Below are 22,246 nucleotides of genomic sequence, written 5' to 3' on the forward strand. Positions count from 1 at the left end.
GAAACCATGGACGCCAACGAACTGAGGGCCATGCAGGCCCCGATCAAGGACCGCTACAAGTCCGAGCCGGGCGATGCCCGCATCACCCTGAAGGCGCGGGGCTCGGTCGACGACCAGCATCTCGCCTGCAAGGTCGAGACCGGCCGCGCGCTGGCCATCGCCGGACTGCATCCGGCGACCGGCGGCTCCGGCCAGGAGCTGTGCTCCGGCGACATGCTCCTGGAGGCGCTGGTCGCCTGCGCCGGCGTGACGCTGAAGGCGGTCGCCACCGCGCTCGAAATCCCGCTGCGCTCCGCGCAGGTGGTCGCCGAGGGCGATCTCGATTTCCGCGGCACGCTCGGCGTCGCCAAGGACGCCCCGGTCGGCTTCGAGGCGATCCGGCTCACCTTCGAGGTCGATACCGACGCGCCGCAGGAGAAGATCGACACGCTCCTGAAGCTGACCGAGCGCTATTGCGTCGTGTTCCAGACCCTCAACAAGCGGCCGGAGCTCTCCGCCGGCATCGTCAACGCCGCCAACGGCTGACGGGCGACCGGGGCGGCGGGTCCGTTCGCGCTGTCGCACCTGTGGACAGATCTGCCGTCCCGCGCATCCTGCCTGCAATCCGGGCAGGATGATTATGTCTATACATTTGACAGGACGCATCACGGCGTGGTGATATCCGGGCAGCCATTCCTCTCGGGAGGTTCCCCCATGAAATTCGCGCTCGCCTTCTCGGCCGTCGCCGCTCTCGGCGCCGCCCTTCTCGGTCCCGCCGCACCCGTTTCCGCCCAGGAGACCAAGGTGGCGATCGGCTTCAGCGGCTGGACCGGCTTCGCGCCGCTGACGCTGGCCAAGGAGGCCGGCATCTTCAAGAAGAACGGCCTCGATGTCACGCTGACCAAGATCCCGCAGAAGGACCGCCATCTGGCGCTCGCCTCCGGGGCGATCCAGTGCGCCGCCACCACGGTCGAGACCTGGATCGTGTGGAACGCCGCCGGCGTCGCCGCCAAGCAGATCTTCCAGCTCGACAAGTCCTACGGCGCCGACGGCATGGTCGTGCGCAATGCGATCGGCTCGATCAAGGAGCTCAAGGGCAAGACCGTCGCCGCGTCCGCCCCCGGCACCGCGCCCTATTTCACGCTGGCCTGGTTCCTCAAGAAGAACGGCCTCAGTGTAAAAGACGTGACCGTCGTCAATCTCGAGCCTGGCCCGGCCGCGCAGGCCTTCCTGGCCGGCCAGAACGATGCCGCGATGACCTACGAGCCCTATCTCTCCAGTGTCCGCGGCAAGCCCGACGCCGGCAAGATCATCGCCACCACGCTCGACTATCCGATGATCATGGACACCTTCGGCTGCACGCCGAAATTCCTGGACGACAACCAGAAGGTCGCCAAGGCGCTGGCAGACAGCTACTTCGAAGCGGTCGCCATGATCGAGAAGGAGCCGGCCAAGTCCTATGAAATCATGGGCGCGGACGTGAAGCAGACCGGCGACCAGTTCGCCTCGTCTGCCAAATACCTGCGCTGGCAGGACAAGGCCGCCAACCAGAAGTTCTTCTCCGGCGACATCCTGACCTTCTCGGAAGAAGCTGCCAACCTGCTGCTCGAAGTCGGTATCATCAAGTCCAAGCCGGACATCAAGACGATCATCGATACCCGCTTCATCCAGTGATACGGGCAGGGTCGATCCGGTGGCGGTGCTCGCCGATGTGCTGCGGCCCGGCCTGAAGGTCGTGTTCTGCGGCACCCGCCCGGGCACGCGATCGGCCGCGGCCGGCGCCTACTATGCCGGCCCGGGCAACCGCTTCTGGCCGATGCTGGCCGGCCTCGGCCTGGTGCCGCCGGATTTCGACCCGCTTCGGTTCGAGACGGTCTGGCGGTACGGCATCGGCCTGACCGACCTCTGCAAGACCACCGCCGGCCCCGATGCCAGTATCCGGGCCGGCGACTTCGACGTGGCGGGCCTCGTCGAGGCCATCGGGGAGGCCGCGCCGGCCCGGCTGGCCTTCAACGGCAAGCGCGCGGCCGCCGCCGCACTCGATTGTCCGTCCGAACGGCTCATCTACGGGCGGCAGACGGGGCGGATCGCCGGCGCCGTCGTGCATGTCCTGCCATCGACCTCCGGAGCGGCACGGGCGGCCTGGTCGCCCGCACCCTGGGCGGCACTGGCGCGCGACATTCTGGCCGCGGACACCTGACCAAATACGGCCGCCCGAGCCGGGCCGCCGTGCTTTCCCGAACCCGGGCCGTTCGTCCGAACCGCCCCCTCCCGCCTCCACCATGGGTGCTGAATGAGACCGCTCGAACCCGTCTCCCCCTGGCTCCGGATCGTGCTCGGCATCGCCTTCTTCGTCGTCTTCGTCGCCGGCTGGTCCTTCGCGACCTTCGGCGGTTTCGTCTCGAAGACCTTCCTGGCCGATCCGCTGACCATGGTGAACGACGGCTGGACCCTGATCGCCAAGTTCGGCTTCATGACCGATATCGGCATGACCATCTGGCGGGTCGTCGGCGGCTTCATCCTGGCCGCGCTGGTCGCCGTGCCGCTCGGCATCCTGATGGGTGCCTACAAGCCGGTCGAGGCCTTCTTCGAGCCCTTCGTCTCCTTCGCCCGCTACCTTCCGGCCTCGGCCTTCATCCCGCTCCTGATCCTGTGGGCCGGCATCGGCGAGCTGCAGAAGCTCCTGGTCATCTTCATCGGCTCGGTGTTCCAGATCGTCCTGATGGTCGCCGTCGCGGTCGGCTCGACCCGGCGCGACCTGGTCGAGGCCGCCTATACGCTCGGCGCCCGCGATGCCGGCATCGTCCGGCGCGTCATGATGCCCGCCAATGCGCCCGAGATCGCCGAGATCCTGCGGCTGGTGCTCGGCTGGGCCTGGACCTACGTGATCGTGGCCGAGCTGATCGGCTCGTCCTCGGGCATCGGCCACATGATCGTCGACAGCCAGTCGCTGCTCGCCACCGGCCAGATCATCTTCGGCATCATCGTGATCGGCCTGATTGGGCTGGTGTCCGACTTCCTGTTCAAGGCGGTCAACCGCACCCTCTTCCCGTGGAAATTCGCATGAGCAAGCTCAGCATCGAGGGCGTCGGGCGCGTCTTCCCCGGCGTGCGCGGCGGCAAGCCGGTCACCGCCCTGCAGCCGACGACCCTGGCGGTGGCGCCGAACGACTTCATCACCGTGCTCGGACCGTCGGGTTGCGGCAAGTCGACCCTGCTGCGGATCGTGGCGGGCCTCGACCATCCGACCTCGGGCCGCGTGCTGCTCGACGGCCGCGCCGTCACCCGGCCGGGCCCCGATCGCGGCATGGTGTTCCAGTCCTACACGCTGTTCCCGTGGCTGACGGTCGCCGAGAACATCGCCTTCGGGCTGGAGGAGAAGCGCGTCGCCAAGACCGAGCAGGCCCGAATCGTCGCCGAATATGTCGAGAAGGTCGGCCTGCGCGGCTTCGAGCACCACTATCCGAAGCAACTGTCGGGCGGCATGCAGCAGCGCACGGCCATCGCCCGCGCGCTCGCCAACGATCCGGAGATCCTGCTCCTGGACGAGCCCTTCGGCGCGCTCGACAACCAGACCCGCGGGCTGATGCAGGAATTGCTGCTCGGCATTTGGGAGCGCGAGCAGAAAACCGTGATGTTCGTCACCCACGACATCGAGGAGGCGATCTTCCTCGCCTCGCGCGTCATCGTGATGAGCGCCCGCCCCGGCCGCATCAAGGCCGACATCAAGGTCGACCTGCCGCATCCGCGCCATTACACGGTGAAGACCAGCCCGGAATTCTCCGCCCTCAAGGCCCGCCTGACCGAGGAAATCCGCGTCGAGGCCGTGCTGGCGGCCGCCGAGCACTGAGACGGCTTGCGGGGCGCCCGGCGCGGGCGCCGCCATGCCCCTCTGCCCGCATCACGGGCGCCTCCGTCCCCAGATGACGAAACGTCAACCGGTCAAAGGTCTTGCCCGGACGGGGCTCACGTTCCATGGTCAGGTGAACCGCCCGGCAGACGGCGGACTTGGGACCATGAACGAGGGAGGCGGCATGCAATCCGGCGCGGGACGGGGGTTCGACGATCTCGGCATCGAACCCGGTCCGGTGCAGGCGGCTCTTGACGAGGCGGTCGCCCGGTTCGGGCCGCGGCCGGCGGTGGATTTTCTCGGCCGGCGCTGGAGTTTCGCGGAAATCGGCGCGCTGGTCGACCGGGCCACGCGCGGCTTCCAGGCTCTGGGCGTCCGGCGCGGCGTGCGCGTCGGCTTGTGCCTGCCCAACACCCCCTACTCGGTCGTCTGCTATTTCGCGGTCCTCAAGGCCGGCGGCACGGTGGTCAATTTCAATCCGCTCTATGTCGAGCGCGAGCTGAAGCACCAGGTCGTCGATTCGGGCACCACCATCATGGTGACGGTCGACCTGAACCTGATCTATCCTAAGGTCGCCGCCCTGCTCGGACCGGGCGGGCTGGAAAAGATCGTCGTCTGCCGGCTGGCCGCCGCCTTGCCCTTTCCGCAGCGCCTGCTGTTCCCGATCGTCAAGCGCAAGGAGATCGCGCATCCGCCGCAGGATGCCGACCACGTCCCGTTCGAGCGGCTGATCGCCTCGCCCGGCGCCGCGCCGGTGACCATCGATCCGGGTGCGGATGTCGCGGTGCTGCAATATACGGGCGGTACCACGGGCGTCCCGAAGGGCGCCATGCTGACCCACGCCAATCTGTCCGCGCAGACCGAGCAGCTGCGCCGCGTCGTGCCCGGGGCCCGGCCCGGCGAGGAGCGGATGCTGATGGCGCTGCCGCTGTTCCATTGCTTCGCGATGGCGGTCGGCATGCTGCTGGCGGTCCGGATCGGCTGCGAGATGATCCTCCTGCCGCGCTTCGACCTCGCCCAAGTCATCGCCACGATCCGCAAGAAGAAGCCGACGCTGTTCCCCGGCGTGCCGACCATCTACACGGCCCTGAACGCCGCCGCCGCCAAGGGCCATGTCGATTTCGGCAGCCTGCGCTACTGCATCTCCGGCGGCGCGCCGCTGCCCGCCGAGGTGATGCGCGAATTCGAGCACCTGTCCGGCTGCCGGCTGGTCGAGGGTTACGGCCTGACCGAGGCCTCGCCGGTGGTCGCCGTCAACCCGCTCGACCTGCCCGGCAAGCCCGGCTCGATCGGCCTGCCGCTGGAAGGCACCCGGATCGAGATCCGCGCGCCGGAGGACGGCCGGCCGCTGCCGGTCGGCGAGAAGGGCGAGATCTGCGTGATCGGCCCGCAGGTGATGGCCGGCTACTGGCAGCGACCCGACGAGACCAAGGACGTGTTCCACGGCCGGGCGCTCAGGACCGGCGACATCGGCTACATGGACGAGGACGGCTACACCTTCATCGTCGACCGCATCAAGGACGTGATCCTGTGTTCGGGGTTCAACGTCTATCCGCGCGCCATCGAAGAGGCGCTCTACCAGCATCCCGCCGTCGCCGAGGCGATCGCGATCGGCATCCCCGACGGCTATCGCGGCCAGGCCCCGAAGGCCTTCGTCAAGCTGAAGGACGGCGCTGCGGCGACGCCCGCCGAACTGGCCGAATTCCTGACCGACTATCTCTCGCGCATCGAACTGCCGCGCGAGATCGAAATCCGGGCGAGCCTGCCGAAGACCATGATCGGCAAGCTCTCCAAGAAGGAACTGGTCGCCGAGGAACAGGCCAAGGCGGATGCCCGTCTGGCCGCCGGCGGCGGGGTTGAGACAGACGGCCGTCGCGACGCAGCGCCCGGCCGCGGGGAGACCAGGACATGACGAGAGCAGTGATCGCCGGCTATGTGCGGTCGCCCTTCACGCCGGCCCGGCGCGGGGCGCTCGCCTCCGTGCGCGCCGACGACCTGATGGCGGCGGTGATCCGCGCGCTGATCGAGCGGACCGGCATTCCGGCCGACGCGGTCGAGGACGTGCTGGTCGGCTGCGCCTTCCCGGAGGCCGAGCAGGGGCTGAACATCGCCCGCATCGTTGCCGTGATGGCCGGCCTGCCGGTCTCGGTCGCCGGCGCGACCATCAACCGCTTCTGCGGCTCGTCGATGCAGTCGGTCCATTCCGCGGCCGGCGCGATCGCGCTCGGCGCCGGCGAGGCTTTCGTCTGCGGCGGCGTGGAGAGCATGTCGCGCGTGCCGATCATGGGCTTCAACCCGATGCCCAACCCGGCGCTCGCCCGCGATGTGCCCGGCCTCTACATGAGCATGGGCGAGACGGCCGAGAATGTCGCCCGCCGCTGGCAGATCCCGCGCGCCATGCAGGAGACCTTCGCGGTCCTGTCGCACCGCCGCGCCGGCCAGGCCCAGGCCGCCGGCCGCTTCGACGACGAGATCGCGGCGATCGACACGCGCGACGGCCAGATCGCCGAGGACGGCTGTATCCGCCCGGAGACGACGCCGGACACGCTCGCCGCCCTGAAGCCGGCCTTCGACCAGAGCGGTTCGGTCACCGCCGGCACCTCCTCGCCGCTGACCGACGGCGCCGCCGCCGTGCTGGTCACCACGGAGGATTTCGCCCTCCGGCACGGGCTGACCCCATTGGCGGCGATCCGCGCGGTCGCGGTGTCGGGTTGCGCGCCCGAGATCATGGGCATGGGGCCGGTAGAGGCGACCCGCAAGGCGCTGCAGCGCGCCGGCCTGACGGTGCGCGACATGGACGTGGTCGAGCTCAACGAAGCCTTCGCCAGCCAGGCGCTCGCCTGCATCGCCGATCTCGGCCTGGAGACGCACAAGGTCAATATCGACGGCGGGGCCATCGCGCTCGGCCATCCGCTCGGGGCGACCGGTGCGCGCATCGTCGGCAAGGCGGCGGCGCTCATGAAGCGCGAGGGCGGCCGCTATGCGCTCGCCACCCAATGCGTCGGCGGCGGCCAGGGCATCGCCACGGTCCTGGAGGCGCTGTGATGATCGAGGACATCCGCCGTGTCGCCGTGATCGGCGCCGGCGTCATGGGCGCGTCGATCGCCGCCCATGTCGCCAATGCCGGTCTGCCGGTGGTCCTGCTCGACATCGTCGCCAAGGATGGGGATGACCGCAGCGCCATCGCGCGCGGCGCCATCGACCGCATGCTGAAGACCGAGCCGGCGCCGTTCATGTCCAAGGCCGCGGCCAAGCTGGTGACGGCCGGCAATATCGACGACGATCTCGGCCTGATCGCCGATTGCGACCTGATCATCGAGGCCGTGGTCGAGCGGCTCGACGTGAAGCAGGCGCTCTACGAGCGGATCGACGCGCTGCGCAAGCCGACCAGCCTCGTCTCCTCGAACACCTCGACGATCCCGCTGGCGCGCCTGGTCGAGAGCCAGTCGGCCGCCTTCCGGCGCGACTTCGTCATCACCCATTTCTTCAACCCGCCGCGCTACATGCGCCTGCTCGAAGTGGTCGGCGGGGCCGATACCCGCCCCGACGCGCTCGACGCCGTCACCGCCTTCGCCGACCTGGTGCTCGGCAAGAGCGTGGTCCGCTGCAAGGACCGTCCGGGCTTCATCGCCAACCGGCTCGGCATCTTCTGGCTCGCCGTCGGGGTCGCCGAGGCGGCCGAGCGCGGGCTTGCGGTCGAGGATGCCGACGCGCTGATCGGCCGGCCCTTCGGCATTCCGAAGACCGGCATCTTCGCCCTGATCGATCTCGTCGGCCTCGACCTGATGCCGCATGTCATCGGCTCGATGGCCGGCGCGCTCGCCCCCGACGACCTGTTCCATAGGGTCAACCGCCCGGTCGCCACTGTCGAGGCGATGATCCGCGCCGGCTATACCGGCCGCAAGGGCAAGGGCGGCTTCTACCGGCTCAACCGCGAGCGCGGCAAGGTCAAGGAGGCGGTCGACCTCGCCACCGGCGATTACCGACCCGAACGGCCCGCGCGCGTGCCGGCGATCGAGGAAGCCGGCCGCTCGATGGAAGCGCTGATGCGCCATCCCGGCCAGCACGGCCGTTACGCCCGCGCCGTGATGGCTTCGACGCTCGCCTATGCGGCGCTTCTCGTCGGCGACGCCTCCGACGAGGTCGACGCGATCGACGAGGCCATGCGGCTCGGCTACAACTGGAAGGAAGGCCCGTTCGAGCTGATCGACCGCATCGGCGTCGACCGCTTCGCGGCCCTGATCGCGGAGGACGGGCTGCCGGTCGCCCCGATCCTGAGGATCGCCGCCGGCCGCAGCTTCTACCGGGTCGAGGGCGGCATCCGCCAGGTGCTCGGGCTCGACGGGCAGTATCGCGACCTGGCCCGCCCCGCCGGCGTGATCATGCTGGCCGACGTGAAGCGCGCCGGCGAACCGGTCCTGAAGAACGGCTCGGCCGCGCTCTGGGATGTCGGCGACGGCGTCGCCTGCCTGGAATTCACCGCCAAGATGAACACGCTCGATCCGGACGTGATGGACCTGATCGTCCAGGCCGTGCCGGTGGTAGCCGAGCGGTTCCGCGCCCTGGTCATCTACAACGAGGGCAGCAACTTCTCGGTCGGCGCCAATCTCGGCCTCGCCCTGTTCGCCGCCAACATCGCGGCCTGGGGCGAGATCGAAAAGCTGGTCGCGGCCGGACAGGAGGCCTTCAAGGCGTTGAAATATGCGCCCTTCCCGGTCGTCGGCGCGCCCTCCGGCATGGCGCTCGGCGGCGGCTGCGAGATCCTACTGCATTGCCACGCCGTCCAGGCCCATGCCGAGACCTATATGGGCCTCGTCGAGGCCGGCGTGGGCGTGGTGCCGGGCTGGGGCGGCTGCAAGGAGATGCTGGCCCGCTGGCAGGCGACGCCGAAGCAGCCGCGCGGGCCGATGCCCGGGCCGATGAAGGTGTTCGAGATCGTCTCCACCGCGACCGTCTCGAAGTCCGCGGCCGACGCCGGCGACCTGCTTTATCTCAGGCCGCGCGACGGCATCACCATGAACCGCTACCGCCTGCTCGCCGACGCCAAGGCGATGGCGCTGCGGCTCGCCGAGGATTTCGCCACGCCGGTGCCGCCGGACTACATCCTGCCCGGCCCCACCGGCCGCACGGCGATGGAGATGGCGGTCGCCCAGTTCGCCCGGCTCGGCAAGGCGACGCCGCATGACATCGTGGTCGCCGGAGGGCTCGCGGAGGTGCTGTCCGGCGGCGAGACCGACCTCCTGCAGCCGCTCGGCGAGGACGACGTGCTCGCCCTGGAGCGCCGCGTCTTCATGCGCCTGCTCAGGACGCCGGGCACGCTGGCCCGCGTCGAACACATGCTGGAGACCGGCAAGCCGCTCCGGAACTGACGGAAGGGACCCGCGATGCCGATCTACAAGGCGCCGCTGCGCGACATGCGCTTCGTGCTCTACGAACTGATGGACGGCGACGGCCTCGCCGCGCTGCCCGGCCTGGAGACCTTCGACCGCACCTTGACCGACGCCATACTGGACGAGGCGGCGCGGCTCTGCGAGACGGTGCTGTTCCCGCTCAACCGGTCCGGCGACGAAGAGGGCTGCCGGTTCGAGAACGGCACGGTCGCCACCCCCGACGGCTTCGCCGAGGCCTATCGCCTCTTCCGCGACGGCGGCTGGACCTCGCTCGCCTGCGATCCGGCCTATGGCGGCCAGGGCGCGCCGGCGACCGTCGCGACCCTGTTCCAGGAGATGATGTGCTCGGCCAATCTCTCCTTCGGCACCTATCCGGGCCTGAGCCACGGCGCCTATGTGGCCCTGCACGGATATGCCTCCGAAGAGATCAAGGCGCGCTACCTGCCGAAGCTGGTCGACGGCACCTGGTCGGGCACCATGTGCCTGACCGAGCCGCATTGCGGCACCGATCTCGGCCTGATCCGGACCTCCGCGGAACCGCGCGAGGACGGCTCCCATGCGCTCTTCGGCACCAAGATCTTCATCTCGGCCGGCGAGCACGACCTGACCGAGAATATCGTCCACCTGGTGCTGGCGCGCCTGCCCGGTGCGCCGAAGGGCACGGCCGGGATCAGCCTGTTCGTGGTGCCGAAATACCTGCCGGCCGAGGACGGGCGTCCGGGCCTGCGCAACGCGGTCGCCTGCGGGTCGATCGAGCACAAGATGGGCATCCGCGCCTCGTCGACCTGCCTGATGAATTTCGACGGCGCCACCGGCTGGCTGGTCGGCGAGCCGCACAAGGGCATGCGCGCCATGTTCGCCATGATGAATGCCGAACGGCTGGCGGTCGGCGTGCAGGGGCTCGGGCTCGGCGAGGTCTCCTACCAGAATGCCGTCGCCTATGCGCGCGACCGTCTGCAGGGCCGTTCGCTCGCCGGCGCCAAGGCGCCCGAGCGGCCGGCCGACCCGATCCTGGTGCATCCCGACGTGCGGCGCATGCTCCTGACGGCGCGCGCCCATGTCGAGGGCTGCCGCGCGCTGGCGCTGTGGGCCGCGCGCGCACTCGACGATGCCAGGCACCACCCCGACCCGTCGGAACGCCGGGCGGCGGACGATTTCGTCCAGTTGGTCACACCGGTCGTCAAGGCCTTGCTCACCGATCTCGGTTTCGAGACGACCAATCTCGGCGTCCAGGTCTTCGGCGGTCACGGCTATATCCGCGAGCACGGCCAGGAGCAGCATGTCCGCGATGCCCGGATCGCGCAGATCTACGAGGGCACCAACGGCATCCAGGCGCTGGATCTGGTCGGCCGCAAGATGCCGGCCCATGCCGGCCGCTATCTGCGCCGCTTTTTCCACCCGGTCGCCGACTATATCGACGCCCACGCTGCCGATCCGGAGCTCGCCGCCTTCGTCGGCCCGCTCGCCAAGGCCTTCGGCCGGCTGCAGCAGGCGACCGCCACCATCGCCCGGCGCGGCCTGTCCCGGCCGGAGGAGGCCGGCGCCGCGGCGAGCGAATATCTGCACCTGTTCGGCCTGACCGCCCTCGCCTATCTGTGGGCGCGAACCGCCGAGGTCAGCCTGCCGCATCTGGGCGAGACCGATCCGGACGGCTACTATCGCGCCAAGGTGGCGACCGCGCGCTTCTTCATGGAGCGCATCCTGCCGCGCACCGGCGCCCTGTCGGCGCAGATCATGGCCGGGGCCCGCACCATGATGGATTTCGAGGACGCCGCGTTCTGAAACGCGGCGTCCTTTGTGTTTCGTGCCGCGCGCGCGGCGAAAACGAAACGAAACACGATTCGCGTGCCGCGTGGTCAGCCGGAAATGCCGGTTGGGCATAAGGGTCACGTCGCGACGGGGGCAAGAGCCACGCTCCCGAAGGTCCTGAGCCGGACCGCCTCGCGACGGAGTCCAGGAGCCTCGCCGATGTCCGCCGCCCGCTTTGCCGCCATTGCCCTCGTCTCGCTTCTCGCCGGTGCCGCCGTCGGCATGGCCATCACCCGCACGGCGGCCGACCCGGTACCGGCAACCCCGGCCGCGAGCCCCGCCCCGGCTGCCGAGCCGATGCCGATCGAAGCGCCGACCCGCGGCATCAAGCAGGCCCGCCTCGACGACCGCTGCGGCCGCTCGACCTGGCCCTATATCCCGGCCGAATGCCTGAAGCGCATCGCGGCCCCCAAGGCCCCGTCGGTGACCATCGCCCGCCACGATCCCGAAAACCGGACGACCGTGCTGATCAAGACGCCGACGCTGCGAACCGCAAATCGGTGACCGCGCCGGCAGGATCGTCGACCCGGCGGCTGCCATGGGCTCCAGACGACGTTGACCTTCGCGCAGGGCCGGGTGCAGCGCCAAATTCGAAACCGTGCACTGCACAAGAAAAAAGGCCGCTGACGGAGGTCAGCGGCCCAAGTCTAGGGAGGAAACGCCCAAGGAGGGCTGCCAGGGCAAGGCCCTGACAAGCGCTAATGTAATGGTGCGCCGCAGCAATGCAAGGAGAATCTGACAACCGGTTCAACTTTTTTCGAAAGCAGAGGTTTCGTTTCCGGTTCGTTTCGAAAATCCCCCAATCGCCACGCTCGAGGTCCCGCGGGAGGCCCGTCCCGGCCGATGCCGGACGGCCGACCCGATCGAACGGTTCGATCCGGCCGATGCCGGGGCCTGGCGGGGGTGACCGCGGCCATCCGAACCGCGGGCGATGATCGACATGCCGGCGCTTCGGCCGTCAGCGCAAGCGATCGAGGATGCGGGACGCCGTGCCGGCGAGGATCATGTCCTTCTCGGCGTCAGTCAGATGGGCGGCCTCGACCGTGTCGGCGACCTGGTCGGGCGAGAAGATCGGGTAGTCGGTGCCGAGCATGACGCGGTCGGCGCCGAAGGTGCGGACGGCCAGTTCCAGCGCGCGCGGGCCGAGCGACGCGCAATCGTAGACCATGCCACGCAGGCTCTCGCGCGGGAAGGGTTCGTGCGGCGGGCGCGACAGCGCGACGGCCTCCAGGCGCTCCAGCACGAAGGGCAGCGTGCCGCCGAGATTGACCAGATGGAAGGTGATCGACGGCCAGGCCTCGGCGAGCTTGCCGGCCAGCACCGTCATGCCCATCTGGGCGAGGCTCGCCTGCAGGTTCAGGACGGAGGCGCGGTAGACGCTGGTGTCCGGATAGGGTTCCGGCGGCGCCTCGCCGGGCATCAGGCCCGGATGGATCATGACCAGCGCGCCGGTCCCGGCGGCCGCATCGAAGACCGGCGCGAGGCGGCGGACGGCCTCGATCGACAGGAAATAGTTCCCCGGCAGGATCACGCCCGGCAGGCGCAGCTCGTGCCGGATGCGGCGCATCTCAGCGGCGGCCTCAGCCATGTCGTCGAGCGGCAGGCCGGCGAGGCCCGCGAAGCGCCCGCCGGAGCCGGCGCAGAGCCCGGCCAGGTGATCGTTGTAGGACAGGATCGCCGGTGCGATCTCGGCCGCCGGCATGACATCGACGCCGAGCGCGCCCGGAAAGGTCATCAGCTGCTTGGCGATACGGTTCCGGTCCATCCAGGCGAGGCGCGCGGGGATGTCGGTATAGCCGTCCGACATCTCGGTCGAGGCGGTCATGGCGTTGAGCACCAGCCGGCCGGCCGCGTTGCGCGACACGAAGGGCCGGCGGTCGCGCTTCAGGAGGTCGTCGACCAGGCCGCCGTAATAGTGGGAGTGCATGTCGATCGCGCGCATGCCGGGGTCCTTCACGCTCGGGGGCAGGCTCAGGGGCTGGGCCGGAGGCGGGCCGGCGGCCGCGCCATGGTCCCGGGTCGGTGGACCGACGGCGCGCCGGAGGCGACCGACAGCCATTCCTCGATGAAGGCCGCGAAGGCGATGTCGACCAGAATGCGGAACCCGCCGGCCGGCAGGGGCAGGCGACCGAGAAGGACCGTCACGCCCCAGAGCTCGGTTCCGGTCATCCGGCGGGCCGGAAACCGGGTCGCATCCAGATCGAGCGGCGCGCCCTGGCGCAGCACGTCCTCGGCGCCCGACCCGGTCACCGCGAGGCCGGTCAGCATGTCGGAGACATCGACCGCGTCGGCGGTCGGCTGGTCGTCGAAGGCAGCGGCGAGGCGCGCGACGCCGGCGGCCTGCGCCTGCGACGGGCCGATCACCAGACAGCGCGTCGGGCCCAGGCGGACGAGGTCGAGCCCGTCCGCGCCGAGCGTGTATTCATGCAGCGCCGCCGGCCAGGGCAGACCGGCCGCCGCAACCGCCGCGGACAGTTCGGCCTCCGGCCCGCGCGCCTCGAAGACGGCCAGCGGCGGCAGGCGTTCGATCGTGACCGGATAACGCAGGCCGTTCATGACTTGACCCTCGCCCGGTCGGCATCGTGGAACACAGGCGGCACAACCGTCAGCGGCACGATCTCGTCGCGGACGCGGACATGAACCGTCTCGCCGAGCCGCGCGCGCCCGCGCTTCAGGAGCCCGAGCCCGACGACGCGGCCGAGCGCGACGCTCGCGACGCAGGCGGAGACGAAACCCTCCTGGTCGGTCTTCGCGCCGCCGGGCGTCAGCGGCGCGCCCTCCGGCACCAGCCGGGCCGGATCGGCCGGCAGCAGCCCGACCAGTTCGAAGCGCTCCGGATCGAGCCGGCGGCGCAGCTCCATCGAGCGCTTGCCGATGAAGTCCGTCTTGCGTTTCGAGACCATGCCGCCGAGGCCGAGATCGATCACGTCCGCGGTGCCGTCGACCTCGTGGCCGGTCGAGATGTAGCCGGCCTCGACGCGCAGGATGTGGTTCGCCTCCGAGCCGACCGGCGTGATGCCGAAAGGCGCCCCCGCGGCCATGATCCGCTGCCAGAGTTCGACGGCGTGGCGGGCCGGGGTGTTCAGCTCGAAACTCAGTTCGCCGGTCCAACTGACCCGGCAGACGCGCACCGGCAGCCCGCCGACGCGGCCCTCGACGGTCGCCATGAAGGGCAGCGCGGCGGGGGCGATGTCGAAATCCGGCTGCAGGGCGGCCAGCACGTCGCGGGCGCGCGGCCCGCACAGCGTGGCATTGGCCCATTGCGAGGGGACCGGGATCAGCGACACGCGCCAGTCCGGCCGGTGAACCTGCAGGATCTGTTCGAGATGCAGATGCACCCGGTCGGCCGCGCCGGTCGAGGAATGCAGCAGCCAGTGGGTTTCGTCGAGCCGGAACGTGACGCCGTCGTCGAGGATCAGCCCGTCGTCGGTCAGCATGATGCCGTAGCGGCCGCGGCCGGGCGCGAGGCTGGCGAAGTCGTTGACATAGACGAGATCGAGCAGGGCCGGCACGTCCGGGCCCTTGAGGCGGAAGCGGCCGAGCGGGGTGCCGTCATAGACGCCGACCGCCTCGCGCACCACGCGGGCCTCGCGCGCGGCGGCAGCGCGGTAGTCCTCCCCGGCGCGCGGATAGTAGCCCGGCCGCTGCCAGCGCAGGCCGGCCTCGTACATGACCGCGCCGGCGGCGAGATGCCAGTCGGCGAGCGGCGTGTTGCGCCAGGGATAGAGCCGCGCCTCGGCGCGTGCGCCCGCGATGGCGCCGAACTCGACCGGCGCATAGGGCGGGCGGAAGGTGGTGGTGCCGACATCGCCGGGCGCCGCCCCGGTCAGGGCGCCGACCACGGCGATGACCGAGACATTGCCGGTCTTGCCCTGGTCGATGCCCATGCCGGCGGTGGTGTAGCGCTTGACCAGTTCGATCGACCGGTAGCCCTCGCGCAGAGCGAGGCCGAGATCGGCCGTGGTCACGTCGTTGGCGAGATCGACGAACAGCTTGGCGCCGGGCTTCGCCGGCGGCACCAAGAACAGCGGTGCGACCGCACGCGCCACCGGCGCCTCCATGCCCTCCGGCGGGGCGACGGGGCCGGCCGTGCGGCCGAGACCGGCGGCGATGGCGGCCGCGGCCTGCCAGCCCTCGCGCACGCAATCTTCCGTCGCGAAGCTGCCGCGCGCGGCGCCGACGACGACGATGTCGGAGGGGCAGTCCCCGGCCGTGAAGGTCGCCAGCGCCTCGTTCCAGACCGAGCGCACGCGCCGGGAGTGCGAGGCAAGATGGAAGGCCGGATTCCAGCCACCGGCAACCGCGATCAGATCGCAGGCGACCTGCTCGATCCGGCCGCCCGGTCCCTTCAGGATGGCGCCGGCGACGCGGGATCGTCCGAGCGCGCGTTCGACCGCGCTGCCGGCTCTGAGATCGATCCCCGCCGAAGCCGCCGAGCGGGCGAGCGTCGCGTCGATCGTGTCGCGTGCGTCCGCGATGCGGACCTTCGCACCGGCCGCGGCCAGGGCGAAGGCCGGGCCGTAGCCGGCATCGTTGTTGGCGAAGACCAGGACGTCGGCGCCCGGCCGCACCGCGTATCGGCCGAGATAGTGCGCTGCGGCCGAGGCCAGCATCACGCCGGGGCGATCGTTGTCGGCGAAGGCGATCGACCGCTCGAAGGCGCCGGCGGCGACCACGATCGCGCCGGCGCGCAGCTTCCAGTGGCGGAAGTCGAGATCCGGCGCGTCGGCCGGCGCGCGCTCCAGGAGCGAGACGAAGCCCTGCTCGTGATGGCCCCAGACGGTCGATCGCGGCATCCGGCGCAGAGTGTGGAGGCTGTCGAGTTCCGCGACCGTCGCGTCGATCCAGGCGCGCGCCGCCGGGCCTTCGTCCAGGAGCCTGCCGCCGGGCCACTCGCCGTCGTCGGCCAGGATGGTGCGGAGCCCGGCGCGCGCACCGGCCAGCGCCGCGGCGAGGCCGGCCGGGCCGGCGCCGACCACGAGCAGGTCGCAATCCCCGAAGCGGCTTTCCGAGACCGGCTCCCAGGCGTCTTCCGGCACGCGGCCGAGCCCGGCTGCGGCGCGGATGAAGGGCTCGAACAGGTGCCAGTTCGGCGCCATGAAGGTCTTGTAGTAGAAGCCGGCCGGCAGCAGGCGGCCGAAGGCACCCGCGACCGCGCCGAGATCGCGGCGCGCATTCGGCCAGGTGCCGACGCTGCGATACGCGGCGCCTTCCTCGATCGGCGTGGTGGTGGCGCGCAGGTTGGTGGCGGGGCGCGGGGCGAGTCGGCTGACGGTGGTGTTGGGATCGTCGATGCCGGCGCCGAAGACGCCGCGCGGCCGGTGCAGCTTGAAGCTCCGGCCGACCACGGCGACATCGCTGGCAAGCAGCGCGGCGGCGAGCGTATCGCCCGCATAGCCGGACAGGGCCATGCCGTCGAAGCGGAAGGCGATCGGACGCGAACGGTCGATCAGCCCGCCGGCGGGAAGGCGCGTCGCCGTCACGGGCGGGCCTCCGGATCGAGCGGGTGGAGGGCGTGGGTCAGCGTGTCACGCTCGATGGCGAAGATGCGCCCGCAGCTGCGCTGGTGCCACCAGCGCTCGGCATGCGGCCCGCGCAGATTGGCGCGCATGACCAGCGTGTCGACCCACTCGCCGTCGGCGAGCGCTGCAGGGTCGGCGGGGCGCGGCGGCACGGCCTCGCCGAGATTGACGAATTCGCCCTCCGGCCGCGGGCCGCACCAGGGACAGGGGATGAGCAGCATCGGCCGGCCTCCGGATCAGCGTTGCGCCACGGTTCCCGCCTCGAGCAGGAACTTCAGGCCGGTGAAGCGGTCGAGCCCGAAGGCTTCGGCCAGCGGATGGGGGGTGCCGGTGGCGATCAGATGCGCGAAGGTCAGGCCGCCGACCGGGATCGACTTGAAGCCGCCATACCAGCCGGTGCTGACCAGGAGCCCGGGCAGGTCGGTCTTCGAGATGATCGGGCTGGCGTCATAGGCGAACTCGATCGCCCCGCCCCATTGGCGCAGCATCTTCAAGGCCTTGAAGCGCGGGAACAGCTCGACCAGCGAGGCCACCGTGTCCTCGAAGGTGGCGAAGTGGCTGCCCTGCCGATAGGACGGATAGGGATCCGTGCCGCCGCCGATGACGATCTCGCCCTTGTCGGACTGCATCAGATAGAGGCCGACATCCGGGCAGTTGACGATCACGTCGATCAGCGGCTTGACCGGCTCGGACACGAAGGCCTGGAGGTTGCGGGTGACCAGCGGCAGCGACAGGCCTGCACGCCGGGCCACGTCGCTGGTGCTGCCGGCGGTGGCGAGCGCAACGATGTCGGCGCGGACCGTGCCGCGGTTGGTCTCGACCCCGGTGACGGCGCCGTCGGGGCCGCGGGTGAAGCCGGTCACCTCGGTATGCTGGTGGATCTCGACGCCGCGCGCATCGGCGGCGCGCGCATAGGACCACGCGACCGCATCATGCCGCGCCATGGCGGCTTCCGGATGCACCATGCCGGCGAGCGGCGGCAGGCGGACGCGGTCGAGCGAGCCCATGGCGGGAATGCGCCGCTGCAGCTCGTCGACCGAGATCAGCTGATATCGCGGCCCGTGCAGTGCCATGGCGAGCGAGCGCCGGCGCAGGTCGCGCAGCTTGCCGAAGCTCTGGATCAGGTCGATCATGCTGCGCTGGCTGAACAGGATGTTGAAGTTCAGTTCGCGCGACATCTGCTCGTAGAGCTTCACCGAGACATCGTGGAAGCGGATGCTGACGTCGCGGATGTAGTTCGAGCGGATCGTGTGGGTATTGCGCGCCGTGTTGCCGCCGCCGAGCCAGCCCTTTTCGAGCACGGCGACATCGGTCAGCCCATGTTCCTTGGCGAGATGGTAGGCGGTCGACAGACCGTGACCGCCGGCGCCGACGATGACGATCTGGTAGCACGGCTTCAGCGGCGGGCTGCGCCACGCGCGCTGCCACTCCTCATGGTGGGTCAGCGCGTTGCGTACCAGTGAATATATTGAGTATCGCTGCATCGTGCCGGCATGCTAGCGCCAGTCTCCCGCCAGGGAAATCCCGTATTTTCGCTTTCCGGCCGACTTTCGCTCAGGGGCGTTCCTGGAAACCGCGATGCGCCTCGCGGCCGGCCGTCGGCAAGTTCATGACTGATTCCTGACGGGCACCATGCCACCATGGCGACCACAGAATCGGCGTCCGCCTGGATGGGCGGAACGGATGATCGACGGCCGGTCGGCTCAGGCGTCCGGGCCGGCATTGCGAGGAGGCGGGCGGCATGGATTGGGGATGGTTGCGCGCGCTTTGCGCGATCGGACTGGTCGCCGGATTGGCATCCGCCCTGCAGACGGCCGACCCGCCGCCCCCGCGCGCCGCGGAAACCGAACTGTCCGGCTTCGACTGGAGCACCGTCGAGGTGGATCCGGACTATGTGCCGGGTCCCTGGCGCATGGCGCACCGACCGGTCGCCGTCGCAACGGCCGAGCGCCGCCCCGCCGCAGCCGAGAACGACGGCGGCGGCCGTCAAGGCGCACACTCCGTGACCGCCGACCGGGTCGCGCTGCGGACCGCGCCGAGCCTCCGGGGCCAGGTCCTGCTGCGCTTCGATCGCGGGGCGGAGGTGATGGTGCTTCGCCGGCGCGGCACCTGGGCCTTCGTGCAGGAGGCGGGCGGCACACGCCAGGGCTGGATCTTCGGCCGCTATCTCGGCCCGACCCGCGACGGGTCCGAGGACGCGGACCCGACCGCCGAAGCAAAGGCCGACAGTTGAGCGCGCAGACCGCCCGGAACACGGACGTGCCGCCGGCCGGCCGGGCCACGCATCCCGCATCCGCCCCAAGGCCGGTTCGACCGGGAGAGGTCCGCCGCCGGCCCGATCGGCACGCGATGCGCCAATCCGGGCGGGTCATCGCGTGATCGGCGGCCGCAGGCGCGCTTTCCTTTTCCAGCCGGACGGGTCCGGCGCCGAAGGACAGATCAGGAGGAACGATGCTCACTTACGGTGCTCTGCTGGCGGGATTGATCTGCGCCGGCCTGGGAGGCGAACTGTTCGTGCGCGGCACGGTCGGGCTCTCGATCGCGGCGCGCATCCCGCCGGGCATCGTGGCGGCGACCATCGCGGCCTTTGCCACATCGAGCCCGGAACTGACGGTCGCCATCGCCTCAGCCCTGGACGGGACGCCGGAGATCTCACTGGGCGACGCCCTCGGCAGCAATGTCGTGAACGTCGCCCTGATCCTCGCGCTCGCCATTCTGATCGCACCCCTGCGGGTCGACCGATCGGTCCTCAAGCGGGATTTTCCGGCGGCGCTGACCGTGTCGGTGCTGATCGGCGCCCTGCTTTATGACGGCACGCTCTCGCGCCTCGACGCCGCCTTCCTGCTGCTCGCCTTCTTCGCCTGGCTGGTCGCCGTCCTGTTCGAAGTGCGCAAGGCACGATCCGCCGCCCCGCAGGTCCTTGGCGAAACCAAGCTTGGACGCGCGGTCGTCGAAAGCGCCGTCGGTCTCGGCCTTCTGATCCTGGCCGGCCGGTTGATCGTCTACGGGGCGACAGGCATCGCGGCGACCTTCGGTCTCAGCGAGTTCGTCATCGGGGCCACCATCGTGGCCATCGGCACCTCCGTCCCCGAACTGGCCACGGCGATCATCTCCCGCCTGCGCGGGCATGACGAGGTCGGCCTCGGCACGATCCTCGGCAGCAACATCTTCAACGGGCTGTTCGTCGTCGGTGTGGCGGCCGGCATCGCCCCGATCACCGTATCGCCGGCATCGGCCGCGATCCCGCTCGGGCTCGGCATGGTCTCGCTGGCGCTCGTCTTTCCGCCCCGCTCCAACATGCTCGACCGCTGGCGGGGCGGCCTGCTGGTGGCCGTCTATCTCGCCTATGTCCTGGCGACCCTCCAGGCGCCCGCCCACTGACCGTCGCCGGGCGCCCGGTAAGCGCGCGCCCGGATCACGATTGCAGCGCCAGCAGGCTGGCCAGGTGCCGGTTCTCCGCCTCCAGCGTGCCGATCCGCGCCCGCAGCGCCTCGACGGCGGTCATCACCGCCCCGGCGTCCAGCTTGCGGGGAATATACTTCGGGCAATTCGCCTCCCAGGCGACGACCTCGAAGATCAGGACCCGTTCGATATCCAAATCGTCCGGATCGATGCCGAGCGCCTGCGCATGCGCGGCGATGTCGTCGGTGAAGCGCGCCCGCCCCCAGACCTTGATGCGCGAACGCGTCTCGTAGTCGATCAGGAACAGGAAGGCCTTCGGATTGTCGGCGAGATTGCCGGTCGAGATATATTGCCGGTTCCCGCGCCGTTCGGCGAAGGCCAAGGTCGCATCGTCGAGGATGCGGATGAAGCCGCGCGGCCCGCCGCGATGCTGAATATAGGGCTGGCCGTCGGCGTTGACGGTGCCGAGGAAGGCGGTGTCGATCCGCTCCAGGAAGGCGCACGGAAAGCTCGACAGATCGGCCTCGAAGCCGCCGCGCGCCTCGTAGTCCGCATAGTGCCGGCGCGAGCCGCGGCGCGCCTGTTCGGCCTTGACCGACGGGGTGAAGGCCACATCGCAGGTTGACGGGATCATGGAGCATCCTCCGCTGTTGCGATCCGCCGCCGGAGCGGCCTTGCCGGATGCGGCGGCGGATCGGGGGATCAGGCCGCCTGCCGGGGCAGCGTCTTCACGACCGGGAAGTCGATCTCGGTGCGGGCGACCAGGTTCAGGTAGTTGGTGAAGGTGTTGAGCGCGACCTGAGCGACGATCTCGACGATGCGGCCGTCATCCAGCCCGGCCTGACGGGCACGCGACAGGTCGGCTTCGGCGACGCGGCCACGCGTCCGCACCACCGCGGCAGCGAGGTCGAGCGCGGCCTGCCGTTCGGCATCGGAGGACCGGCCGTGACGGGCCGCGTCGATGTCGGTATCGGTCAAGCCGGCTCCCTTGCCGAGCAGCGCATGCGCGGACAGGCAGTAGTCGCAGCCGTTCAGTTCCGCGACCGTCAGGGCGAGCGCCTCGCGGGTGCGGCCGGACAGCCGGCCGGTGCGCAGGGCCGTCGACAGCGCGAGCAGACCCTCGAGCGCGGCCGGCGACTGCGCGGCGACGCGGAACAGGTTCGGCACAGCACCGAGGCTCTTGGCAACGGCGCCCAGCAGATCGGCGACCTTGCCGTCGGCGGACTGGGGATCGAGGGGGACAACGGCATTCATGGCAGGTCTCCAGGGATATCGGGGTCCGGCGGGACGCCCGTGGCCCAGAGATAGTTCGGACCGGTATTGCGTAGAATGGGCATAATATGGAAGATGACGCACCGAATTCTGCAATAATGGAGTTCCGATGGACCGGATCGATGCCATGCGGGCCTTTGTGCGAACGGTCGACGACGGCGGATTGGCCGCCGCGGCGCGCCGTCTCGGCCGATCTCCGGCCGCGGTGACGCGGGCCATCGCCTTTCTGGAGGAGGAGGTCGGCGCCCGTCTCATCCGGCGGACCACGCGCAGTTCAGGCCCGACCGAAGCCGGCGAACGCTTCCTCGACAGCTGCCGGCGGATCCTGGCGGATTTCGACGAAGCCACGGCTCTGGCCGCCGGCGAGCGGGCGGTTCCGCGCGGCGTGCTGACCGTGACGGGTCCTCTGGTGTTCGGGCGCCGCCACGTGCGGCCGGTCCTGGATGCCTTCCTGGACCTGCATCCGACCGTGCAGGGCCGGCTGATGCTGCTCGACCGGGTCGTCAATCTGATCGACGAAGGCGTCGATGCCGCGATCCGGATCGGGCATCTGCCGGATTCGAGCCTGATCACGACGCGGATCGGACATATCCGCCGCGTGCTCTGCGCCAGCCCGGCCTTTCTGGCCGCGCATCCGCCGATCCGTCATCCCGAGGATCTCGCCGCGCTCCCGGTGATCCATTTCGGGCAGATCCACGACGCCCGGGGATGGAGCTTCGCGACGCCGGCCGGCGCGATCACGGTCCCGGTTCAGCCCCGGCTGACGGTGAACGGCGCGGAGGCCGCCATCGAGTCGGCCATCGACGGCCGAGGGGTGACCGCCGTGCTCTCCTATCAGATCGCCGACGCCCTTCGCGACGGCCGGCTGACTTTGCTCCTGGAGAGTTTCGAGCCGCCGCCCCTGCCTGTCCACCTGATCTATCCCGAGGCGCGGCTCGTCGCCGCCAAGGTGCGCGCTTTCGTCGATTTCGCCGTGCCGCGCCTGCGTGCCCTGCCGGTCTACGCCTGACGATGTCTGACCAA

Annotated in this window: 20 protein-coding genes; 13 read left to right on the forward strand and 7 right to left on the reverse strand. The window is 70.1% G+C overall.

The window, feature by feature from the left end; all coding sequences use genetic code 11:
- Nucleotides 1-6 precede the first annotated feature (6 nt).
- From KL771_RS03885 to KL771_RS03930, 10 genes are all read left to right on the forward strand, one after another.
- Nucleotides 7-525, forward strand: a complete 519-nt coding sequence (locus KL771_RS03885; RefSeq protein ID WP_261967247.1) for an OsmC family protein — start codon at nt 7-9, stop codon at nt 523-525.
- A gap of 168 nt (nt 526-693) precedes the next feature.
- A complete protein-coding gene (locus tag KL771_RS03890; RefSeq protein WP_261967248.1) occupies nt 694-1,653 on the forward strand; it encodes an ABC transporter substrate-binding protein in 960 nt (319 codons plus the stop codon).
- Between the two features lie 19 nt (nt 1,654-1,672).
- The gene (locus KL771_RS03895; protein WP_261967249.1) at nt 1,673-2,179 is read left to right on the forward strand and encodes a mismatch-specific DNA-glycosylase; all 507 of its coding nucleotides are present in this window, start codon (nt 1,673-1,675) and stop codon (nt 2,177-2,179) included.
- 93 nt (nt 2,180-2,272) lie between these two features.
- Complete coding sequence (locus tag KL771_RS03900) at nt 2,273-3,046, forward strand: ABC transporter permease (protein ID WP_261967250.1); 774 nt, start codon at nt 2,273-2,275, stop codon at nt 3,044-3,046.
- Nucleotides 3,043-3,828, forward strand: coding sequence for an ABC transporter ATP-binding protein (locus KL771_RS03905; RefSeq protein WP_140939844.1), 786 nt, complete (start codon nt 3,043-3,045; stop codon nt 3,826-3,828). Before KL771_RS03900 ends, KL771_RS03905 begins: the two co-directional genes overlap by 4 nt.
- A 166-nt stretch (nt 3,829-3,994) precedes the next feature.
- Nucleotides 3,995-5,740, forward strand: coding sequence for a long-chain-fatty-acid--CoA ligase (locus tag KL771_RS03910; RefSeq protein WP_261967251.1), 1,746 nt, complete (start codon nt 3,995-3,997; stop codon nt 5,738-5,740).
- Complete coding sequence (locus KL771_RS03915; protein ID WP_261967252.1) at nt 5,737-6,873, forward strand: thiolase family protein; 1,137 nt, start codon at nt 5,737-5,739, stop codon at nt 6,871-6,873. The genes KL771_RS03910 and KL771_RS03915 overlap by 4 nt, the downstream gene beginning before the upstream one ends.
- Nucleotides 6,873-9,197, forward strand: a complete 2,325-nt coding sequence (locus KL771_RS03920) for a 3-hydroxyacyl-CoA dehydrogenase/enoyl-CoA hydratase family protein (protein WP_261967253.1) — start codon at nt 6,873-6,875, stop codon at nt 9,195-9,197. The genes KL771_RS03915 and KL771_RS03920 overlap by 1 nt, the downstream gene beginning before the upstream one ends.
- A 15-nt stretch (nt 9,198-9,212) precedes the next feature.
- Nucleotides 9,213-11,000, forward strand: a complete 1,788-nt coding sequence (locus KL771_RS03925; protein ID WP_261967254.1) for an acyl-CoA dehydrogenase C-terminal domain-containing protein — start codon at nt 9,213-9,215, stop codon at nt 10,998-11,000.
- Nucleotides 11,001-11,186: 186 nt separating this feature from the next.
- Complete coding sequence (locus KL771_RS03930) at nt 11,187-11,531, forward strand: hypothetical protein (protein WP_261967255.1); 345 nt, start codon at nt 11,187-11,189, stop codon at nt 11,529-11,531.
- Between the two features lie 454 nt (nt 11,532-11,985).
- Here KL771_RS03930 and KL771_RS03935 read toward each other — a convergent pair whose 3' ends face one another.
- Genes KL771_RS03935 through KL771_RS03955 form a run of 5 tightly spaced genes read right to left on the reverse strand, consistent with a single transcriptional unit; the run spans nt 11,986 to nt 18,033 of the window.
- Complete coding sequence (locus tag KL771_RS03935; protein ID WP_261967256.1) at nt 11,986-12,969, reverse strand: amidohydrolase family protein; 984 nt, start codon at nt 12,967-12,969, stop codon at nt 11,986-11,988.
- A gap of 29 nt (nt 12,970-12,998) precedes the next feature.
- Complete coding sequence (locus tag KL771_RS03940) at nt 12,999-13,583, reverse strand: hypothetical protein (protein WP_261967257.1); 585 nt, start codon at nt 13,581-13,583, stop codon at nt 12,999-13,001.
- Entirely contained in the window at nt 13,580-16,510 is a 2,931-nt protein-coding gene (locus tag KL771_RS03945; protein ID WP_261967258.1) for a 2Fe-2S iron-sulfur cluster-binding protein, read from the reverse strand. Before KL771_RS03945 ends, KL771_RS03940 begins: the two co-directional genes overlap by 4 nt.
- Complete coding sequence (locus tag KL771_RS03950) at nt 16,507-16,770, reverse strand: sarcosine oxidase subunit delta (RefSeq protein WP_261967259.1); 264 nt, start codon at nt 16,768-16,770, stop codon at nt 16,507-16,509. Before KL771_RS03950 ends, KL771_RS03945 begins: the two co-directional genes overlap by 4 nt.
- Nucleotides 16,771-16,785: 15 nt before the next feature.
- Entirely contained in the window at nt 16,786-18,033 is a 1,248-nt protein-coding gene (locus KL771_RS03955; RefSeq protein ID WP_261967260.1) for an FAD-dependent oxidoreductase, read from the reverse strand.
- Nucleotides 18,034-18,290: 257 nt separating this feature from the next.
- Between KL771_RS03955 and KL771_RS03960 the strand changes: the two genes are divergently transcribed.
- Complete coding sequence (locus tag KL771_RS03960; RefSeq protein ID WP_261967261.1) at nt 18,291-18,782, forward strand: SH3 domain-containing protein; 492 nt, start codon at nt 18,291-18,293, stop codon at nt 18,780-18,782.
- A 218-nt stretch (nt 18,783-19,000) separates the two neighbouring features.
- Complete coding sequence (locus KL771_RS03965) at nt 19,001-19,930, forward strand: calcium/sodium antiporter (RefSeq protein ID WP_261967262.1); 930 nt, start codon at nt 19,001-19,003, stop codon at nt 19,928-19,930.
- Nucleotides 19,931-19,964: 34 nt separating this feature from the next.
- Here KL771_RS03965 and KL771_RS03970 read toward each other — a convergent pair whose 3' ends face one another.
- A complete protein-coding gene (locus KL771_RS03970; protein ID WP_261967263.1) occupies nt 19,965-20,585 on the reverse strand; it encodes a pyridoxamine 5'-phosphate oxidase family protein in 621 nt (206 codons plus the stop codon).
- 68 nt (nt 20,586-20,653) lie between these two features.
- The gene (locus KL771_RS03975) at nt 20,654-21,205 is read right to left on the reverse strand and encodes a carboxymuconolactone decarboxylase family protein (RefSeq protein ID WP_261967264.1); all 552 of its coding nucleotides are present in this window, start codon (nt 21,203-21,205) and stop codon (nt 20,654-20,656) included.
- Between the two features lie 127 nt (nt 21,206-21,332).
- Between KL771_RS03975 and KL771_RS03980 the strand changes: the two genes are divergently transcribed.
- A complete protein-coding gene (locus KL771_RS03980) occupies nt 21,333-22,232 on the forward strand; it encodes a LysR family transcriptional regulator (RefSeq protein ID WP_261967265.1) in 900 nt (299 codons plus the stop codon).
- The last annotated feature ends 14 nt before the right edge of the window (nt 22,233-22,246 follow it).

This window comes from Prosthecodimorpha staleyi (assembly GCF_018729455.1).
Taxonomy (GTDB): Bacteria; Pseudomonadota; Alphaproteobacteria; order Rhizobiales; family Ancalomicrobiaceae; genus Prosthecodimorpha; species Prosthecodimorpha staleyi.